Source organism: Glutamicibacter sp. NPDC088483, from assembly GCF_044753145.1.
GTDB lineage: Bacteria > Actinomycetota > Actinomycetes > Actinomycetales > Micrococcaceae > Glutamicibacter.
Window position 1 is genome coordinate 20982 of sequence record NZ_JBIVMP010000008.1, and the last position, 18129, is coordinate 39110.

Consider the following 18129-nt stretch of genomic DNA (forward strand, 5'->3'; position numbering starts at 1 on the left):
TAAGCATTGTGTGTGTTGCTTATGGCTCGGCGATTTCGACGTCCAGCAACCCCGCACGCCACCGCGCAGTGCTCTCCTCCGCCAACGCCTCAGCCTCCAACCCCTCGGCCGGAGTCATCAAATACGTATTGACCCGCAATTTCTGCTCCGGATCCAACTCCGGCGGCAACAGCACCATCGGCCGGCTCCCAGGAACCTTCACCGCCTGGAACAACCCGCAATGCCTGGCCGTATGGTGAATCAAGCAATTCAACACCGCAGACTTGATATCAGTGCGCCCGCCCTTCTCCCACGGATCCAGATGATCCGCCTCGCACCTCTGCGCCGGCATGCTGCACCCAGGATACGAACACCCCCGATAAGCCGCCCGCAAAGCACGCACCTGCCCCTTGGAGAACAACCGCTGGGTCCGCCCCAAATCCAGTGGCAGGCTCTTGCCGTTGAGCACCACCGGAAGAACACCGGCAGTGCACAATGCCGTCCTGGCCTCGCCCGGGGACAGCAAGATCCCCGAAGACGTCACCGCGAAATCCTCCATTTTCCGTTGCAGCTTCTCCCAATCCAAGATGATGCTCACCTGCGAACTGGTAAACCCCGCCTGCTGGTCCGGCGGGCTCCCATTCGGTTTCCGTTCGCTCATCAGCAAAGCCATGAAACCAACGAGCCGCCGCCGCTCAGGTTTCAAATCCTCCCATTCACCGCTTGCCAGCTCCGGTTCGGAACTATCACCTTCTTGTTGATGACCATCATCTTCTGGTTGGTGATCCTCGTCTTCCCCTTCTGGCCGATGACCGTCCCCTTGGGAACGGGGATCCTCTGCGTCTGGATTGAGTCCTTCTCCCGGCGGGTCATCCTCGATGCCCTCGACGTCCTCGTCATCGGGTCTGCCTTTCGCCCAATCCGGTTTGCTGTCCTCATCATCCCAGCCACTAGTTTCCTCACCGGTGAACTGGGCATCCACGCCTTTCAACCCCTGCCGGTTCCCGGCAACGGTGGAAGGATTATCCAGATTCGCGAAATACGCCTCGATATATGCGGATTGCGAAGGGAGAACACGGATGAGGTATTCGACAACCCCTTTGCGCATACCGCGCTTGAAGATCCCAATACCATCCAGCAGTGCTTTGAGCGGGCGCTTGCCGGCCTTCACCTGCGCGACCAGGTCCTTGATGTGCTTGCGCGCCGATTTCGGCTCCGACCGCAGGAACGCCGCGGACTCGGCCTGCAGCTGCTGCTTCTTCGCTTCAGCGGCTTTCCCTTCGCCCAGGTCCTTGCGCACCGAATGCAGCTTCATCGCCGCCGAGGCGACCAGCCGCGGATCAATGTTCGAGTCCTGGAACTGTGCAGCGAGCTCGGGCAGCCATGGCTCCGTTGGTTCTCCTGCTTCGTCCACGCCACTGAGCAGGCAGTCGGCCTGCACCAACCGGGCGGCCGCGGTGCTGCGCGGGATATCCAGCCAGCCGGTCATCAGCCCTTTGGCCCTTGAAATGCGTGCGCCCGGAGGTGGTGCGCCCCTTCGCCTCTTCGATCTCCTCGATGGTGGGGTCGGGCTCGAGGTCGGTGATGGCCTGGAGGGATTCCTGGTCCAGCTTGTGCGCGCCGGTGCTCCGCAGTGCGGCAGCCGCGTGGACCTGGGTGCGGGTGAGTTCTTGGGTCATGTCTTCGGTGAGCAGCGCGAGATAGGCGGCCTGGCCTGCGGTGAGATCCGCGTGGGTCAGGCGCCGGGTCGCTGAAGCGGCCAACGCTTTGGCGTTGGCCAGGTCCTTCAGTGCTTGCGCGATGTCTGTGCTCATGGGAACCAGCATGCGCCGCAGATAAGGATCTGCGGGGCATGACTGTGCGGACTGTGGGCAAACCTTGGTTATCGACATCCGTTGGAACTCATAGGACGCCGTTCGCGCTCCTAGAGTCCGCGTTCCACCTGTAGCCACAACTCGCAGGTAGCGGTGCTGAAATCTTCGGCTCGTTCCAGCACCGCCACCATGGACGGGCCCTCGCGTAGCACCCACGGATTCGATGGGAACCACTGCTTTGCGGTGGAAGCCCAGACCTCCTGCAAAGCCGCTGGATACGGACCGGAGGTACGGAACACCGCCCATGTACCGGCAGGCACCGTGATGGCATACAAGTCTTCCGGCACCGATCCGTCCAGCACCCCGACACCGTGCAGGTAAGTCAGCTCGGATCTTTCCGTATAATCGGTCTCTAGATTGGAGGCGATCTGGAGCAAGTCGGCAGGTTCGGTGTTGCCCAATTCATTGAGCCTGTCATGCTCGCTGATCGGAAGCGAAGCAATATGCGCCTGGATCTTCGGGTTGGCTCCTTCATGGACCAACGGCACACGGGCTGGGTGGCCCACCAGTTTGAATTCCGGGCGTTCAACAATTCGGGCATCCGTGGCGACGATCCCCTCGACGGTCAGGCTGAACCTGAGTATTGTTTGGCTTCGAAGGGGTCCACCTGCACAGCGGGCTTCGCCCGGGCTGGCATCATGCGGCGCACGTTGCACACGGTGGTACCCGAGCCCTCCAGCAATTGGCCAAAATCTATTTCCGCATCAAGCTCCTGTTCGATCTGATCCATGAGCCGATTCAGAATTCCGATCATGTTCCCACCCTTCGCCATCAACTATCCCGAGGGGAGGCATCGTAGCGCCCGACTTTCGCGGTTCGTTCCGATCAGCTAGTCCGATGACGCCAGCTTGCGACAGTAGCCAATACGGGCGCATCGCTGCAAGAACTACTGTGCACCGTTTCCTGCCTTTCCTCGCCAGTCGGCTCCCGCAAGACAAAGTATCCCGGTTCTAGGCGACGTCGGCGCTGTTGCCGGTGGCTGGATCTGCTCAGCCGTCTTCGGTGAAGGAGTGGATCAGTTCTGGTCCTTATCCAGTTGGTTTCTGGCCATCAGCGGTTCGTTGATCGTACTGGTCATTTGGGGAGTGCTCACGCGCAAGCATGCCTAACTGCACCTGCAGAGCAACGGTCCACCACGGAATCGCGGTGGACCGCTGCTCTGCGAGGAAGCGCATCTGGCATGCCTGCGCCGGATGTTCATTGACGGGAATCAGACTCGAAGTCCCGATCCCGAGCCGAATCGACCCCGGGGCCAGCGTCCGCTTCTTTGGCGGAAGACTCGCCCTGTTCGAGCTCGTCAGTACTGTGCTCGTGAATCGTCTCGCGCAGACCCTCGACCTCCTTGGCTCGCCGCTCCCAGTATTCCGGCTCCAAACCGAAGCCATTGGCCGCCTCTTCGGCCATCCTCTTGAAACCATCTCGATGGTCCTCCAGAGCGTTATTCAGATCTTCGAACTCGTCATGGCTGACACTGACGTCAAGGTGCTTTCGTCGCATTTGCATCATCCTAACTTGTTAGACAGGCTAAATAATTTTGATGCTCCCACCCTACGGCCCCGGGTTATCCATGGCAGTAGCCATAAGCCTTTCCCCAGAAACCCGGAAATGGGCTCTTTCGCACATCTGGCACTCACCCGACAAATGCCCTAGCCGACCAGCCAGGGTCGCCCCCCCGCGGCAAGACTAGCAGTCAAGCCGTCAGCCAGGTCACGCGCCGTGGGCGAATCACATGCCCTGCGCCTTGCGCCTACCGCGAAGGCAGGGCACTCTCCCTCACCGCGCCCTTCCCCGCGGATGGCCGGCTTGACTCGTCATCGCTCTCGACACTGCGGATCATAGCCTCCAGGAACTTGGCTGCCGCAACCCGCTCGTCCTCGGAGAGCGTGCCTACGGCATCCATCATCTGCTCATGCATCCGATGCAGTGTTCCACGAACTTCCGTATCGCTGTAATCCGTGGGCACAATTCCCACAGACCGCCGATCCGCAGGATGCACGACACGCTCGGCATACCCATCGCGGCATAACCGGTCGATCAATACCGACACCGAAGCATTGGAGATCCCCAGTTCCTCAGCAAAATCCCGCTGGCGGGGAGTCACCCCTTTGCGGTGCGCGGCGAGCAGGAATCGCAGCGCGGACATATCGGTCTCGTTCATCCCCATCGAACCGCGGGTCGCAGCTCGCATCTTGCGCTCCACCTCACGGTACTTGCGCATCAGATTCAGCAAATCCACTGCCTCGGGCACCGAACCGCCCTCGCGGTACCAGTACCCGCTGGCTTGATAGCTGCTCATGAGAAGAACTCCTTCCGCCGGATACGAACGCCATGCCCGCAACCCCGGGGGGCTTCCAATGCCCCTTTTCCGCGAGGTCCAGCTTGCCTAACATCGAAAAATTCATGTAACCTAGCTAATAGTTAGCCTGTCTAAAGATATTCTACTACGAAACAGCTATCAGTACCGGAGTGAAAGATGAGAGAATCCTTAGCAGTTCCCGTAGAAACCTCCCCGCAGCAAGGCAGCGCGTGGAGCACGCGAATCCAGAAGATCGCCACCTTCGCCTCTGAACAGTGCCGGAGCCGGGATACCGTGCATTCAGCAATGTGCACTATTACCGGCTCCCCGGAGCAGCTGGTCATCAACTTGGCATGCACGGCAAAAAGCGAAGACCAGGTGCCCGAGTTGATGCAGTACGTCAACGACACCCTCCTTCTGCAGATGGAAAGCTCGCTCGGTGTCCGATTCGAGGTGAAGAATCTGCAGTTCGCCGTCGCGGGCAAGGAGAGCCTGCTCGCAGCACCAGAGCACGCACCCGAGGCCGAACTCCCCGCGCATTGGCTCGATCAGCCTTTCGCCGCACCGAAGCAGACCCCCACCCCCGGGTCAGGGCTCGAACCTGCAAGTTTGGGAAGTGAATCAGATGGATCCCATGCAGATTTGAGCATGGCCTAGGATCTGCAGCACCCGCCGCCCGCCAAGAGCGGCAGCACCAAAACGAAAGGACCTTTCCAAAGCGCATCCCGCTGCGGAGCCTTACGTCAATATCGCTATTTTCATGAGCAGTGCAAGAAAGGGAAGTATCTAAAATGCCAGGTCGAATCGTACGAACCCGAACCGCAGTCAGAGTCGCTGATTTTCTCGCCACCCGTGAAGGCAAAGCCCACCTGTCCGACTACGGCTGGGCGCAGGGAATGCCGATCGTCATGACGCAGCCTGCCGAATCTCTCAACGATGCCATGGGCATGGCATCAATCCATGGCCGTGCAGTGCTGGTGGCCATGCTCGATCCGCAAACCGAAGAACTGCACATGATGCATGTCACCGTCCCCCAAGCAGCACTGAAAGTGACCAAGGCCTGCGCTGATCGACTCACCATGGGAGAGTTCTTCGAACGCCTGGCCACCGAGCTCATTGCTGAGTTCCGCGTGAAATTCTGGAAGAACACTGCCGTCGCCCACAAGATCCCAGCCTGCCCCGCTATGCAGTCGCGAACCACCTCACCGACTCGATACCCAATGCCAGCACACCAGCATGGAGCCGAGCGCGTCGCGGCGGGCACTAGCAGGTAAACACCTTAGCCCCGGTTCTGGCTCATTGACCTGGCCAGCCAGCCAATACCCCCGTGGAACGGCTGGCGAGCCAGAACCGGGCCCCGTCTGGGGCTAGTTGTTGGCCTCGGTCCTCTATCCAGGTTTGCGGATACCAGGACCCGGAACAGCCAAGAAGCCGCAACAAGATGCACAACGCGTGATGGCATCACCTATGAAGCGAGAACGTTCCCATTTCGTAGCCTTCGAACCGGACTCTTCTGCCTGCCAGTCCCCTTTCAATGACGCCTTCTTTCAATGACGCCTTCTCGTGAAAGGCGTTAAGAAATGCTCACCATCAGCACGGAAAGTTACCCGGGACGCAGCGTCCACTTCAATCAACTGCCGACTTTCATCGGAAGGTCGGCAATTGAGCATTTCAGGACGGATTCGATGAGCTCAGCGAAAAACCTTATCCCCTACCGAGTTGTGCTCGATATTAACCGCGATGACGACAGCTGCTTCCTCTTCGAGGCGCTCCAGCATTACCGTCGATACCTTTCAGCACAGGAGCACCACCAGCCCGAACTGCACAGCATGCGCCGGCTACTCGACATGGTTGACGCAGCCTGGCTGAACTCCGCGAACGTGACCGATAGAAACTAGCAGCACGAACCGTATTCGATTCTTCTCCGCGAAGGAATTGCATAACAAGCTGATCATTCTTTGGGCTATCACCCGCGAACTAGCTCTCCATTCAGAGCAACACTCAACTGTCGGGTATCCATATGAGGGAATTGCGCGTACCGTCGAAAGAACACTCCGCGATAGTACCCGTGGCAAACCTGGCACCTGCACCATCCACGACAACGCATCGCGGCAGGGCTCTAACTGGAAATACCGCACGAGCCGCAAGAGCGGAGGCCCTCCATGTCCATCCACAGCCTAAGATCCCACACCGCTGAACACGTCAAGCATATCCTTGGCTCCCGCCAAGCCCGCATCCATCTGGCATCCTACGGCTGAAGGGAAGGGATGCCCATCGTCCTGGCACAACCCCACGAACGACTCGATGACGTCATGGGACTGGTCTCCATCCACGGACGATCCGCAGTGGTCGCGATCTACGACGAACCCGACGACCACCTAAGCTTCTGGTTCGTCTCTCTGCCAAACCCGGCATTGCAAAACGTACTGGTCGAACCGCGAGGCCAGACAGTGGGGGAATTCATCGCCCCTGGCACACCTGACGGGGCGAGAACGTTCCGTGTCCGGCACTGGGCACACAGTGCCATCACTTTTGAAATCCCCTGTTACGTGCGCAGCGACCTAGAACATCGCACCTCGTACAACACGCACCTCGGTGCATTAGGTAAATCGCAAGCTGAAGATTCCCTGGATGATCCAGAACTTGCGGACTGACCTGCGGTGCGGAGAGTTAAGCTGGTCTTGTGTATAACTGAAAATCAGCCTATTCGCACTGAAGCATCCCACGGACATCGCGGGATGCTTCAGTGTTTAATGCTGACAGCCAGCTCACCCAACGCAAGTCCACTGCCCAAAGATGTATAGAATCCATCTGAAACACTTCCCTGCTAGCAACACCGCCACGAGCACATGCCTTGAAGGCCTGTGCTCGGGTCAACAACTGTGAACCAACCGCGCTGTGATGGACGCGAAAACAAGTTCGTCAAGACGGCGAAACCAGTGCCGTCCGCACCCTCTGGCGCTGCAAGAACTGCGGAGCATACACCACTGCTACCCACCCGAAGAAACATAGTTCTTGCACCGGCCGTGAGCAGTTGAATGCAATTGACGAGGCCTTCTGCAGCATGCCCAAGAAAAGAGACCCGCGTGGAGACGATAAATAATAAACGGAACCAGGCCGAGGGCATGCGCTGGCCCGACAGCCTCAGCTGGGCTGGTGAACGCTCCCGCCAGATACTATGGCTGCTTGCCTTGGTTGTGGTTGCGGTCTACGGGTTGCACAAGATCACTTTGGTTGTCATCCCATTCTTGCTGGCCGTAATTCTGGCAGCAGCCATCGCACCGCTGGTGAATTGGTTGCGTGGCAAAGGGTTGCCTAACACGGTTGCTAGCGGGACGGCCTACATTCTCGTACTCTCCGGTTTCGCGGCTGTCATCGCCGGGGTCGTCGTAACCATCCGTGCCCAGTGGGCGGAGCTCGTGGATCAGGCGGTGAAAAAATTTGACCGTTTGTACGCCTGGATCGCACAGGGACCATTGCCCGTAGATGATGCCATGATCCAGGATGCCCGCAACGCGGCGAGCGATTTCGTTACCAGCAAGGCGGCAGGGAACACCGCGGTAGACAGCATCTTCGTTGCCACCCAGGTCTTCACTGGTTTCATCCTCATGGCAGTCATTTTGTTCTTCTTCCTCAAAGACGGCAGGAAGTTGTGGGCATTCTGTTTGATACCCCTTAAAGGGCGGCAATTGGCAAAAGCCCGGCTCGCCGGAATACACGGTATAGAGGTGCTAGGCGGATACGTACGTGGCACAGCCATCGTAGCTCTGGTTGACTCCGTGCTGATCGGCCTTACCTTATGGATTTTGCAGGTATCCCTGGCGCTTCCTCTAGCTGTCGTGGTCTTCATCGGTGCCTTCATCCCAATACTCGGCGCCACCACCACCGGACTTCTTGCTGCTCTGGTCGCGTTCGTGGCCAATGGCCCAACGGCAGGACTGATCATCATTGGCGTCAGCTTCGCTGTGAATCAACTAGAGGGCAACCTTCTGCAACCGCTGGTGATGGGAAAAACCCTCCATATCCACCCTCTGGTTATTCTGATCGCGTTAAGCGCCGGAGCCGTGCTCGCTGGAATTATCGGGGCGATCCTTGCCGTGCCGCTGGCGGCCGTCAGCTGGGCCATCGGCAGAATATGGTTCAGTGATCGCTTCTCGAACCGCCATCGGCCAGTTCTTGATCACTAGGTTTGTTCAGAGTCCTGGCGTTATGACTCCGAGCCAATTTTCCGTTCCCTACCAACCTGCGTCGCCCCTGAAGGGTAGCCTGCCGCGAGACGGCTATCCCCGGCCGCTGCGTAAAGGTCGATATCACACGAAAAAGCTGGTCATCTACACAGAAAGTCGATCTAACTCGATACGAACCAGCCGTCATCAGACCCGGGTCACCACAACCAGAGAAATGCAATTCCATAACCAAAACAATCGGCTAAACGAGAACAAAGTAGACCCTCACGGCTTCACCGCAAATCCCCTAAAGAAGAAACCGCTGCTGAGGTTTGCGGGATCTTCATCCAACACGGCCCGCCCCACCTCTTCCCCGGTGTGCCGGTCATAACGCAAAACCCTGTACGGAGAACCATCATTGTTATCCGCCATGATGACAACGTCAGCATCAGTGAAGATCGCCTTCGACGAAGCCGAATTATCGCTATACGCTTCCACCGTAAACTTGCGTTCTGTCCGTCCCGTCTGAATGTCCGTAGACATGATCGAGTCCTTAACCCCGTACCATTCAAGCTTTCCGTCCTTCAGCGACTGGCGGGTTACCTGGGGAAGGCCCGTACCATCTTCACTGATGAAAGGCTCAGTCGCTTCATCTGAGATCAGTGCCTTGCTCTCATACTTACCGGTCTTGGTGTCCCATATCGATAAGACGGCCTTAGCAGCAACATCCAATCCACCTCGTCTCTCATCAGAGATGTAGTAGATTTTTCCATCATGGCATGGCGCATCATTGAGTACCGCGCCCTCTCTAGCCCGTGTACTGCTGCCGACAACTTTTTCCTTGCCGTCCTTCGTGCCAGTCAATTGGCTGAGAACCATGGGCTCCGTATCAGGATCCCCCGTCTTCGAATACGGGCCGGTAGCCAAACCAATTCCGAAGACCTCCCCCTCGCACTGAGCAGCAATGAAATAGCTACCTTCAACCTCGGCTAAAGAGGTTCCGGAACTGGTAGTGGTCACAACCTGAGTCGTATACCCCACGTCGCTGAAGCCCAGATTATAAAGTCCCACTGCAGTATCCGCTGCTGTGGCAAGCATGGCGTATTGGCTATCAGTTTTTGCATTCTCAAAACTCTTCAAACCGGCACCATCAATCAGATAGTCGGTCTTCATATCACTGAAGAACAACCCCTTCTCAGTCCACTCCATCGAGCACATGTCCATGCCCCAGGTCTGTACCTCTGTAAAAGCACCATCATCCTTTAACAGAACAACCTTTCCGTCTTGGCTTTCCCCATCCATGTCACTGCTCGCAGCACTGAAGCACAGTGCGTACGTGGCCTTGCCTAGAGCCTCGGTTTTTTGGGGTGAGGGATCCGCTGGTGAACAGCTAACCAGGGTAAAAACAGTGGTCGCCACTGCCGCTGCGGTGATGATACGACGGGTGTGAATCATGGAATGTTCCATTCTGGTGCAGAGTTTGGGCCGGCCCAATTTCAGGCCGGCCCAGATACTAGTTTTCCAGTACGCTTAGAGGGTCTTGTACGTCACCGTCTTTGAGGAATCCTTGATGTTGTAAGGATAAACGCCCAAACCGCCGTTGCCGTCCAGATCAATCCCTGTAGCCGCCTTGTAAGCCGCCCACACCAACTGCGAGCAGTTCATCTTCGAACCGGTCGTCGACTTGTTCACGGCAAAGTTGGAGTTATATCCCTTGCCGCGCAATTTGTTGAAGGCATGATTGGCAGCCTTGCCTCTGTTGGTCGATGTAGTCGATACGTACTGCTTCACTGCACCCTTGCCTACCTTCACCGAGCTGCCAGCGATCGATCGACTGTTCTTTCCAGTGCCGGGAGCTTCCACAATGGTTGCGGTTGAGTAGTAAATTCCTGTGTGCCCATGCTGAACGAAAAGCGTCGAAGCAGGAGAGACGAAAAGATCACCCTTACGCGTTGCAGAACCTAAGGTGACGGTACCGCTGCCTCCGCTGCTGGCGGCCGAAGCCACGCTTCGATTAGCCAGAGAATCGACCGATTTTGCTTCCCTAACCGAAGCCTTGCTCTCGGACAAAGCCCGATTAACGGCTTCGTCCAAACTGATTCCTTCATCCTGTGCGAACTCACCCAGCGAATCCTTCAGCTCGGTGACTGAGGTTCCAGGATTGAGACTTGCCAACTCATTCAAAGAACCGTTTCCCGTATCAGCCAACGCCGGCATAGCCGAACCAATGACCAGCATGCTCGAAGCGGCGATTCCCGCGAGCATATGACGTTTTTTCAAAACACAACCCCTAGCACGTAGCAGTAATGATCCAAGTAACCCGTCAAACATGAACATAAAGAAGCACAAAAACACATAGCGCATCCAACGCACATTCAACGAAAAAGAATCCCTGATCTGACGAGAAATAATATTTCAGGTCAGTGGATAATATGATCCTAGCGTTAGGTGCGTCACCACGGAAGACCCTCTCGCAAATTTTTCACAGAATTTTATATACATGTCCACTTTAGGCCTCAAACTAACCTCACCAAAGCACGAGGCAGAACTGAGCTGGTCAAGTTTCTGAGACACGATCTTTGATCTTTTCTAATTATTCTCAAGCCGCAAGGGCCAGAGAATTCCTTTCCCAATACGAGTCCAGAACTGCTTGGGGGCTGAGCCCTCCATTAGCTGTATGCGGTCGTTTCCGGTTGTACCAGACTTCGATGTATTCCATCACCGCGGTCCGCGCTGCCACCCTGCTGGTAAATGCCCGGTGATGGTACATTTCGTTCTTGATGGTCGAGAACGTTGACTCGGCCACGGAATTATCCCAGCACACCCCGGTGCGCCCCATCGATTGCCGCACGCCGTGGACAGCGCACCACCCTTGGAACGCGTCCGAGGTGTACTGCGTTCCCCGGTCCGAGTGGAACACGCTGCCAGACTGGATAAAGCCCCGCGACGCGGCAAGCTCCATGGCATCGATGACCAGCTGAGTTTGCATGTTCTCACCCATTGACCAGCCCACGATCTGACGCGAAAACAAATCGATGACCGTCGCCAAATACAACCAGCCCTCGCCGGTGCGCAGGTAGGTGATATCGCCAACCAGCTTCGCCCCAGGCCGGCAAGAGCGGAAGTCCCGCCGGCCGAGCTTATCGACCATATGGTTCTTGATATGCGCTGTTCGCGCTTGGTGGTCACGCACCGTCGTGGTTTTGAACGCACTCATCCGTTTGGCCTGGATTCCCAGGTCTTTCATAATCGAGAGGACCGTAGACTTCGCGATCTGTTCCTCATGGTTGTTGCGGAGCAAGTCCACCAGTTGGCCTGCCCCAGCAACCTGGTTGGATGCTTCGAATTCGGTGTGGATCAGTTCGGTGCGGCGCCTGCGCAGTGCTTGGGCTTCGCTCAGCTCCTCGCAGGGGTTAAGCCACCGGTAATAGGATGCCCTGGAAACCTGCAGTTTCTGGCACATCCACTTCACCGGGTACTGGCCGGTATGGGCCTTGGTGAAGGGGTCTGCTGGCAGCATCATCGCGCCATACTGGCAAAGCAAAGTTCACCGAATCCAAGAGCTCATAGACCAAGTCAGCGACTCACTTTATGGCTCCTGCCTACTGGAGAACGACCATCAGAAGCTCTGTAATTCACCGGCAAACCTTCCACCACCTGTCACGCCCGCTATCTTGCTAGCAAATCCAAATAGATCCGCTCATGGGCTTCCGCTACTGCCATACGTTGGCGCTTGCGCTCCTCTGCATCCATCCCCGGCACGCTGGATAAAGCCAATTGATGCTTCACTGCTTCTTCCAGTGAGTACTCATCAACACGGTCGTCATCCCATCGATACGGTGCCACCGACGCCTGCTGCCCCACATACTGACCACAATCAGGAGCGACGATGGCAGCTCCAGTATCCAAAGCCGCTTCGAGCCACCCGGAATGCGTGCCGAATCGATAGGGAAGGACATTCACATTCAGCGAACCCAAGTATTCGAAGAGCTCCTGTTCGGAGAGTACTCATGCGCCTCAAGATTCCACTTTCCTTGCTTTTCTCCCTCTAGGAGCTGCCCTGCGAGATCCGCCTTGTACTCGCGGTTGGATGGATCAAGCACCTGACGATGTATGTTCACCTGCAGTTCAGTGTCTGGAATTCCCGCGACGATTCGGGCCAGAGGTTCCAGAATGGCTGGAGAAATATTAGCCCGGAGACCTTTAAGGTGCACCCCGATATGACGAGTCCTACTCTGGGAAGACACCGCCAAAACCTCCCTGCGTCGGCGTAGCCGATCCATGGTTGCGAAATCAACGACGTGGGGGTGTGGCAGAACGTGGGCGGCACGATGCCATTGCGCCGCGATCTCCGCGGTTGCTCCATCGGTAAGGGTGATCAGCTGATCAGCTGAGGCGATGAGGATATCTAGCATCTGGCGGTGGGCCGTGGCATCAGGCTGATGGGGTTGATCAAGTCATGCACCGTATAGACCAATGGCTTGTGGAAATGACGCAATTCCGTGATGGTATTGCGCAATGTCTGTGGGTCCACCGCATCAAAACCAAAATGTATATGCATCAAATCGAACCGCTGATGGTTGTCCCTCACCCACTCGGGAGTCAGCATCAGCGGAGGCCACCACGGTGACTGTTCGCTTTGGGAGCCTGGCGCATGGATGGGGTCAGGCAACCGAAGCGACCCGCGGTCCTGTTCTTGCAATGGTTCCAAATGCCGAATATAGACCTGGTCTTGAGGTACTGAAGCAACACGGATCATCGTGGAAGCATTCTGGGAAGTCATGCCGAATTCTCCTCTGTCGAGCGGCGGATGGGTAGGGTCGAAGTTGATTTGCTATTCACCTATATCGGTTGGGCTGCAGGAAGAATTGGTTTGGAATGGAATTTTCGGTTCTCGTCATCGCTCATCAACGAGCAGGCCACCTGCAACGGCTGCTCGATGGAGTGCAGCGAAGTAGCGTCCTGCCGCAAGAGGTCATCGTTGTCTACATGGACGACCCCTACCCGGAACCGGTCTCGTGCGATGTGCCATTGAAAGCCCTCCATATCCAGAGCACCCCCGAGGAAAGCGGATTACCTCTGGCCCGCGCACGGAACACTGCTGCGGCCAATGCCAGCACGGAGCAACTGGTCTTCCTTGATGTGGATTGCATCCCCTCGGCACAGGCATTCGAGCGCCTGCTGCAGGCTTTGGGCGAGCATTCTGCCCTGGCGATGGCCGAACCCCGGTATCTGAAAGGCCCCATAGCGTCCGGACCCACGCCTTATGATTTCACTCTGGACGAGCTTTCGGTTCCCCACCATGCAAGAGCCGCGCTGCCGACCGACGTGCCATGTGAAATGCACGAGCATTTCTGGTCGCTGGGTTTTGCGATCTCTTCCAGCGATTTCAAGCGAGTCCGAGGTTTCTGCCTGGAATACAGCGGGTACGGGGCAGAAGATACAGACTTCGCCTTCACCGCCCGCCGCCATGGCATCCCCGTAGTGTTCACCCGTGCGGTGGTCTTCCACCAGCATCACGGTGTCTCCAAGCCGCCGTTGAACCACTTCGACGCAATCGTAGCCAATGCATCGAAATTCCATGCTCGATGGGGCGTGTGGCCGATGGAAGGATGGCTCACCGCTTTCGCCCACATGGGATTGCTGCGCTGGGCGTCCGATGGCCGAACACTCGAAATCTTGCAACATCCCACGCCGCTTCAGATTCAACACGTCCGAAGCCAAGACGCCTACTAGGCTGCCCATCAGCTCGTCAGCTCTCGAACCATGGCTTCGACCTGCCGCGTGAATTCGTCCGCATCGGTGAACAGAACCCGGGAAAGAGCATGCGGGTCGCTGGCAGCAGCTTGCTCCAGGACAGCATTCCAATTTACCGGTTCCTTCCACGAATCGAGTGTCATGCAACCGGTCGCTCTTTGCAGCATCCGAGCGTAGACTCGCTGCTCGTCGAAAGGACGTTCCTCCGGAATCAGAAGCATCGGTCTGCCGCAGGCTGCGGCGGTGGCCACGGCATTGTGGCCGGTGGAAGTGAGCACTACATCGGCTTGTGCCATGATGCGCGATGGTTGCTGGACTGTTCCATGCAGCGTGAGGTTCTCAGGCATGCAATCGGTGTCCTCATGCACAGAGCCTAGAACGTCCCATGACCACTGTGGAGAAGAAGCCGCCGCATGCGCAATATCGGACAAACCGATCGATGCCGCCAATGAGGTTTGCATTGCGACTTTGCGCTCCCCCGGCACAGGATCCGCCAATGATGCGCCGACATGCTGAGTCATATCGAAGCCCGAGGCAGGTTCGGGAGTCTTGAAGTAATGGCTCTTTGAACCGAATTTGGCCAGATGTTCCCGCTCTTCCAAGGCTTCGGGGAAGTAGGCGAACAGCGCATCTGCAATCTCGTATCCCATCAGGTGCGCTTTGTCATTCCGCCGTCCAGGCATCCGGCGCAAAGCAACCCGGTAGCCGCTAAGCCGGGCAAAAAGAGCAACCTCCACCGATACGTCAACCATGACTACATCGGGGGCGAACTGTTCCCACGCACGGTTCAGAGCGGCGAAGCGTTCAACGATATGATCGCCAGTGGGAGCGTAGTGCAGAAATTCTCCTGATACAGGTACAGGGCTTTCCGGCCGTTGATCATCGATATCAGGCCGCAAAGGAACATAGTTGGCTCCGACCGGGAGCAATCCTTGGTTTTCCTCCCCCGTACTTGCCACTTGCACCTCGAAAGCGCCAGTTTCGGTGAGCCTACGGGCGTGGCGAAGATGCCCTGTTCCCACGTGGTGGGCGTAATTAGGAGATCTTTGGCCTACTCATCGATTCTGCCTCGCTGAACCTACTCGGGGAACGATCTGGTCTATGAGAGCCTCATACCCGTCAAGCATGCGCTCTCGTGTAAATAGCATTGCTCTTTGCCGAACCGCTTCGCGATCCATCTTCGCTGCCCTCAGCACTGCGGCAGCAAGAGCGGCTGAATCGGAGCCATCCGCGAGTGCCCCTCCGCTGGTACCGATGATTTCCCCCATCGCTCCAGATGGCAGGGCAGCCACTGGCGTGCTGCTAGCCATTGCCTCGAGCGTCGTCAATCCAAAAGGCTCAGCCCACAGGGGCGAGGAGATAAATACTTCACGCGAGCTGATGAGTGTCTTCAACTCTTCCTGACCAAGATGGCCCAGATACTCGATGTCCTGATCCAGATTCGGGGCAATAAGGCTGTTGAAGTACTCCTTGTCCTGAACAGGCCCGGCAATAGCCAGTTTCATCCCTGCATCTCGCGCCGCTGCGATGGCGATGTGCAACCCCTTTTCCGGAGTGATTCGGCCAGTCCAAGCCGCTGTTCCGGGGTTGATCCTGTTCCCAGGTTCCCCGCACCAGGCGTCCAGATCGATTCCGTTGGGAATCACGTGCAGTTCAGGCAACCATTGCTTCCACGCGCGGCTGTTCGATTCCGAAACTGTAGCGAAGCGATGCATCTGGCCCGAGGATGATCTCTTGCTAATGACTGCGGTGATCCGTGGAAGCGGCGGAGTGTGCAGAATATGCAGCGTCGGGATGTTTCGAAGGTGCACGTGAGGGACCGGGCTGAGCGAATTATTGATCACCACATCAAAATTTCCGTCGCGGGCCTTTCGCACAGCGTCCTGCATCGAACTGTCCAGAACGTGATGTTGATGATTACGTCCGTCCTCATCCGGGTACCCCTGAACCGTGAAGGTTTCGGCCAGTACGCCGACGGCCATCCCTTCCGAACCAGGGCCAAAAGGGTTGCTGCCTTCTTTGGCGAAGAGCGTCACGTGGTGGCCGCGATCAGACAAATCCTTGACGAGATGCGCGGTGTGCGATTCCATCCCACCGGCATACGGTGGACAGATCGGGTAATGCAAGTGGGCCAGCACCGCAATCCTCAAGGGAGCAGGCGTATCAACTACGTGGAATGCCACGGTTTCTCCGGTTCTCAGTTCGTTTTCGCATGGAAGAATAGGACTCTCCACGCAGAGTATCTTTCCCCCGGCGGCCGCCCCGACATCCAATGAAATTCCCAGCAGACTATGGGAAACGGCCCCTCGCTACCTCATCGGCTCCTATGATCGCAGAAGATCCGAAGCGATCAGGACCTCGCATACCGCTGGATTTTGGATCAGAATCTTCAGCCAATGAAACACCTCTGACAAATAGTAAAGGAGTTTTCCTGAGCGTATCTCCATTGAATTGGCCCGGTCCCCGGGCGTCATTACCATATGCCGTCAGGATAATTCACTACAGGAGAATAGACTGGCCATTGCTACTGACTACGAGGAGGCACGACCCGACGTTGCCGAAGCATCAGAAAAGACCCTCCAAGATGTACAGAAGATGGATGCGCCCACGGCGACGAGCGTGTCAGCGGAGCTTGAAGAGAACGATTTCGCTGACGGGTTGGAACTTCCCGGCGCCATCGTTGATGAGGAACTTTCCATTAACGTGACTCCGCCAGGGAATGACGAATTCGTCTGCGGGGAGTGCTTTACTATTCGCCATCGAAGCCAGGACGAAAAACATACCAAGCAAGGCATCATCTGCCGCGATTGTGTCCATGTGCATTCATAGTCCTGCAGGCTTGGAGCTAGTGTAGCGTGCCTTTAATTCCACCTGTTTTGAGCAGGTGGGACAATTGGTTCCATGGCCAACTACGCAAAACCACGGCAGCTACGCGACAGCGACCGGGCAACCCTGGAATCCATGACCCGCGGCAAGGACTCCAACGCCTCACTGGCCTTGCGCGCCACCACCGTCCTGCTGGCCGCCGACGGCGTACCAAACCATCCACATCGTTGAATCCACCGGCTTCTCGGAACCGACGGTGCGCCGATGGCGCACCCCTACGAAGAATCCGGCATCGACGGTCTTGGCGACGCGCCGCGCCCAGGCAAGACGCAGAAGATCGACGATTTGGCGATCCTCGCCGACACCCTGGCCAACGACGGGGTTCCCCCGGCCGAACTGGGGATCTCCCACTGGTCAGCCAGGATCATGGCCGAACGCCATCAGGTCTCCTTCTCCTCGGTAGCCCGGATCTGGCGGCGCTGGAAAATCCAACCGCATCGGATCGAGACGTTAAAGTTCTCCACCGACCCGCAACTGGAAGCGAAACTGCGCGACGTGGTGGGCCTGCACCTGTCCCCACCGGAGAACGCGGTGGTGGTGAGCATTGATGAGAAGACCCAGATCCAGGCCCTCTCGCGCACGCAGCCGGTGCAGCCGTTGGCTCCTGAGCATCCGTTGCAGCAAACTCATGATTACCGGCGCAATGGCACTACCACGCTGTTTGCCGCGTTGGATGTCCTCACCGGGAAGCTGAGCGCGAGCAAGTTCTACCAGAAGCACACCAACGTCGAGTTCGTGGACTTCTTGCAGCAGGTCGCCGAGGCGAACCCGGAGATCGACTTGCACGTGCATCTGCGATAACTACGCCACGCACAAGTACCAGAACGTGTTGGGCTGGCTGACAGCGAACCCACGGGTGACCTTGCATTTCACTCCGACCAGTTGCTCCTGGCTGAACATGGTGGAGATCTTCTTCGGCATCATCACTCGCCAGTGCTTGAAGCGATCAAACTTCGCCTGGATTCCGGAGTTGGAGGCCGCGGTGCACCGGTATATCGAACGGTACAACGAGGAGGCGAAACCGTTTGCCTGGACGAAGACCGCGGATCACCTCTTGGGCAAGATGATTCGCAAGGCGAAGGCTAATGTGTTGGAGCTGGATGAAACCCAACCAAATAATTAACACGGAACACTAGCACTCTCCACTATTTGCTCCATAGAGAAGGTTCAG

17 protein-coding genes and 3 pseudogenes are annotated in these 18129 nt (G+C 57.1%); 9 read left to right on the forward strand and 11 right to left on the reverse strand.

The window, feature by feature from the left end; all coding sequences use genetic code 11:
- Positions 1 to 19: 19 nt before the first annotated feature.
- Together ACIP6G_RS16425 and ACIP6G_RS16430 are read right to left on the reverse strand one after the other, a co-directional pair.
- Complete coding sequence (locus ACIP6G_RS16425; RefSeq protein ID WP_400291310.1) at positions 20 to 1468, reverse strand: HNH endonuclease; 1449 nt, start codon at positions 1466 to 1468, stop codon at positions 20 to 22.
- A gap of 435 nt (positions 1469 to 1903) precedes the next feature.
- A pseudogene (locus ACIP6G_RS16430) lies at positions 1904 to 2518 on the reverse strand (GyrI-like domain-containing protein); the annotation flags it as partial.
- Between the two features lie 276 nt (positions 2519 to 2794).
- Here ACIP6G_RS16430 and ACIP6G_RS16435 point away from each other — a divergent pair.
- Positions 2795 to 2962: a GlsB/YeaQ/YmgE family stress response membrane protein gene (locus ACIP6G_RS16435; protein ID WP_400291519.1), complete on the forward strand. Its 168-nt coding sequence runs from the start codon at positions 2795 to 2797 to the stop codon at positions 2960 to 2962.
- Positions 2963 to 3050: 88 nt separating this feature from the next.
- Here the strand turns inward: ACIP6G_RS16435 and ACIP6G_RS16440 are convergent, their stop codons facing one another.
- Both ACIP6G_RS16440 and ACIP6G_RS16445 read right to left on the reverse strand, forming a co-directional pair.
- On the reverse strand, positions 3051 to 3350 hold the full coding sequence (locus tag ACIP6G_RS16440) for a hypothetical protein (RefSeq protein WP_400291312.1): 300 nt from the start codon (positions 3348 to 3350) through the stop codon (positions 3051 to 3053).
- 250 nt (positions 3351 to 3600) lie between these two features.
- Positions 3601 to 4149, reverse strand: a complete 549-nt coding sequence (locus ACIP6G_RS16445) for a MarR family winged helix-turn-helix transcriptional regulator (protein ID WP_400291314.1) — start codon at positions 4147 to 4149, stop codon at positions 3601 to 3603.
- 177 nt (positions 4150 to 4326) lie between these two features.
- Here ACIP6G_RS16445 and ACIP6G_RS16450 point away from each other — a divergent pair, with 177 nt between their 5' ends.
- From ACIP6G_RS16450 to ACIP6G_RS16470, 5 genes are all read left to right on the forward strand, one after another.
- Positions 4327 to 4806, forward strand: a complete 480-nt coding sequence (locus ACIP6G_RS16450; RefSeq protein ID WP_400291316.1) for a hypothetical protein — start codon at positions 4327 to 4329, stop codon at positions 4804 to 4806.
- 134 nt (positions 4807 to 4940) lie between these two features.
- On the forward strand, positions 4941 to 5423 hold the full coding sequence (locus ACIP6G_RS16455; protein WP_400291318.1) for a hypothetical protein: 483 nt from the start codon (positions 4941 to 4943) through the stop codon (positions 5421 to 5423).
- A gap of 411 nt (positions 5424 to 5834) precedes the next feature.
- On the forward strand, positions 5835 to 6047 hold the full coding sequence (locus ACIP6G_RS16460; protein ID WP_400291320.1) for a hypothetical protein: 213 nt from the start codon (positions 5835 to 5837) through the stop codon (positions 6045 to 6047).
- A gap of 369 nt (positions 6048 to 6416) precedes the next feature.
- Complete coding sequence (locus ACIP6G_RS16465) at positions 6417 to 6803, forward strand: hypothetical protein (protein WP_400291322.1); 387 nt, start codon at positions 6417 to 6419, stop codon at positions 6801 to 6803.
- A 432-nt stretch (positions 6804 to 7235) separates the two neighbouring features.
- On the forward strand, positions 7236 to 8336 hold the full coding sequence (locus ACIP6G_RS16470) for an AI-2E family transporter (RefSeq protein ID WP_400291324.1): 1101 nt from the start codon (positions 7236 to 7238) through the stop codon (positions 8334 to 8336).
- Between the two features lie 264 nt (positions 8337 to 8600).
- Here the strand turns inward: ACIP6G_RS16470 and ACIP6G_RS16475 are convergent, their stop codons facing one another.
- The 5 genes and pseudogenes from ACIP6G_RS16475 to ACIP6G_RS16495 form a co-directional block, all read right to left on the reverse strand.
- The gene (locus ACIP6G_RS16475; protein ID WP_400291326.1) at positions 8601 to 9770 is read right to left on the reverse strand and encodes a hypothetical protein; all 1170 of its coding nucleotides are present in this window, start codon (positions 9768 to 9770) and stop codon (positions 8601 to 8603) included.
- A gap of 75 nt (positions 9771 to 9845) precedes the next feature.
- The gene (locus ACIP6G_RS16480) at positions 9846 to 10595 is read right to left on the reverse strand and encodes a YiiX/YebB-like N1pC/P60 family cysteine hydrolase (protein WP_400291328.1); all 750 of its coding nucleotides are present in this window, start codon (positions 10593 to 10595) and stop codon (positions 9846 to 9848) included.
- Between the two features lie 319 nt (positions 10596 to 10914).
- Positions 10915 to 11817: pseudogene (locus ACIP6G_RS16485) on the reverse strand (IS3 family transposase); the annotation flags it as partial.
- Positions 11818 to 11984: 167 nt separating this feature from the next.
- Positions 11985 to 12293: a hypothetical protein gene (locus tag ACIP6G_RS16490; protein WP_400291329.1), complete on the reverse strand. Its 309-nt coding sequence runs from the start codon at positions 12291 to 12293 to the stop codon at positions 11985 to 11987.
- A gap of 430 nt (positions 12294 to 12723) precedes the next feature.
- A complete protein-coding gene (locus tag ACIP6G_RS16495; RefSeq protein ID WP_400291331.1) occupies positions 12724 to 13098 on the reverse strand; it encodes a hypothetical protein in 375 nt (124 codons plus the stop codon).
- A 95-nt stretch (positions 13099 to 13193) separates the two neighbouring features.
- Between ACIP6G_RS16495 and ACIP6G_RS16500 the strand changes: the two genes are divergently transcribed.
- The gene (locus tag ACIP6G_RS16500) at positions 13194 to 14051 is read left to right on the forward strand and encodes a glycosyltransferase family 2 protein (RefSeq protein ID WP_400291333.1); all 858 of its coding nucleotides are present in this window, start codon (positions 13194 to 13196) and stop codon (positions 14049 to 14051) included.
- Positions 14052 to 14059: 8 nt separating this feature from the next.
- Here ACIP6G_RS16500 and ACIP6G_RS16505 read toward each other — a convergent pair whose 3' ends face one another.
- Complete coding sequence (locus ACIP6G_RS16505) at positions 14060 to 15031, reverse strand: glycosyltransferase (RefSeq protein ID WP_400291335.1); 972 nt, start codon at positions 15029 to 15031, stop codon at positions 14060 to 14062.
- A gap of 96 nt (positions 15032 to 15127) precedes the next feature.
- A complete protein-coding gene (locus tag ACIP6G_RS16510; RefSeq protein ID WP_400291337.1) occupies positions 15128 to 16162 on the reverse strand; it encodes a glycosyltransferase in 1035 nt (344 codons plus the stop codon).
- 361 nt (positions 16163 to 16523) lie between these two features.
- Between ACIP6G_RS16510 and ACIP6G_RS16515 the strand changes: the two genes are divergently transcribed.
- Together ACIP6G_RS16515 and ACIP6G_RS16520 are read left to right on the forward strand one after the other, a co-directional pair.
- Entirely contained in the window at positions 16524 to 16901 is a 378-nt protein-coding gene (locus ACIP6G_RS16515; protein WP_400291339.1) for a DUF4193 family protein, read from the forward strand.
- A gap of 72 nt (positions 16902 to 16973) precedes the next feature.
- Positions 16974 to 18081: pseudogene (locus ACIP6G_RS16520) on the forward strand (IS630 family transposase).
- Positions 18082 to 18129: the final 48 nt, after the last annotated feature.

Coding starts and splice junctions, on each gene's coding strand:
- ACIP6G_RS16425 (WP_400291310.1), bottom strand. CDS start 1,468: ATGACCGGCTGGCTGGATATCCCGCGCAGCACCGCGGCCGCCCGGTTG.
- ACIP6G_RS16440 (WP_400291312.1), bottom strand. CDS start 3,350: ATGCGACGAAAGCACCTTGACGTCAGTGTCAGCCATGACGAGTTCGAA.
- ACIP6G_RS16445 (WP_400291314.1), bottom strand. CDS start 4,149: ATGAGCAGCTATCAAGCCAGCGGGTACTGGTACCGCGAGGGCGGTTCG.
- ACIP6G_RS16450 (WP_400291316.1), top strand. CDS start 4,327: ATGAGAGAATCCTTAGCAGTTCCCGTAGAAACCTCCCCGCAGCAAGGC.
- ACIP6G_RS16455 (WP_400291318.1), top strand. CDS start 4,941: ATGCCAGGTCGAATCGTACGAACCCGAACCGCAGTCAGAGTCGCTGAT.
- ACIP6G_RS16460 (WP_400291320.1), top strand. CDS start 5,835: ATGAGCTCAGCGAAAAACCTTATCCCCTACCGAGTTGTGCTCGATATT.
- ACIP6G_RS16465 (WP_400291322.1), top strand. CDS start 6,417: ATGCCCATCGTCCTGGCACAACCCCACGAACGACTCGATGACGTCATG.
- ACIP6G_RS16475 (WP_400291326.1), bottom strand. CDS start 9,770: ATGATTCACACCCGTCGTATCATCACCGCAGCGGCAGTGGCGACCACT.
- ACIP6G_RS16495 (WP_400291331.1), bottom strand. CDS start 13,098: ATGACTTCCCAGAATGCTTCCACGATGATCCGTGTTGCTTCAGTACCT.
- ACIP6G_RS16500 (WP_400291333.1), top strand. CDS start 13,194: ATGGAATTTTCGGTTCTCGTCATCGCTCATCAACGAGCAGGCCACCTG.
- ACIP6G_RS16510 (WP_400291337.1), bottom strand. CDS start 16,162: ATGGAATCGCACACCGCGCATCTCGTCAAGGATTTGTCTGATCGCGGC.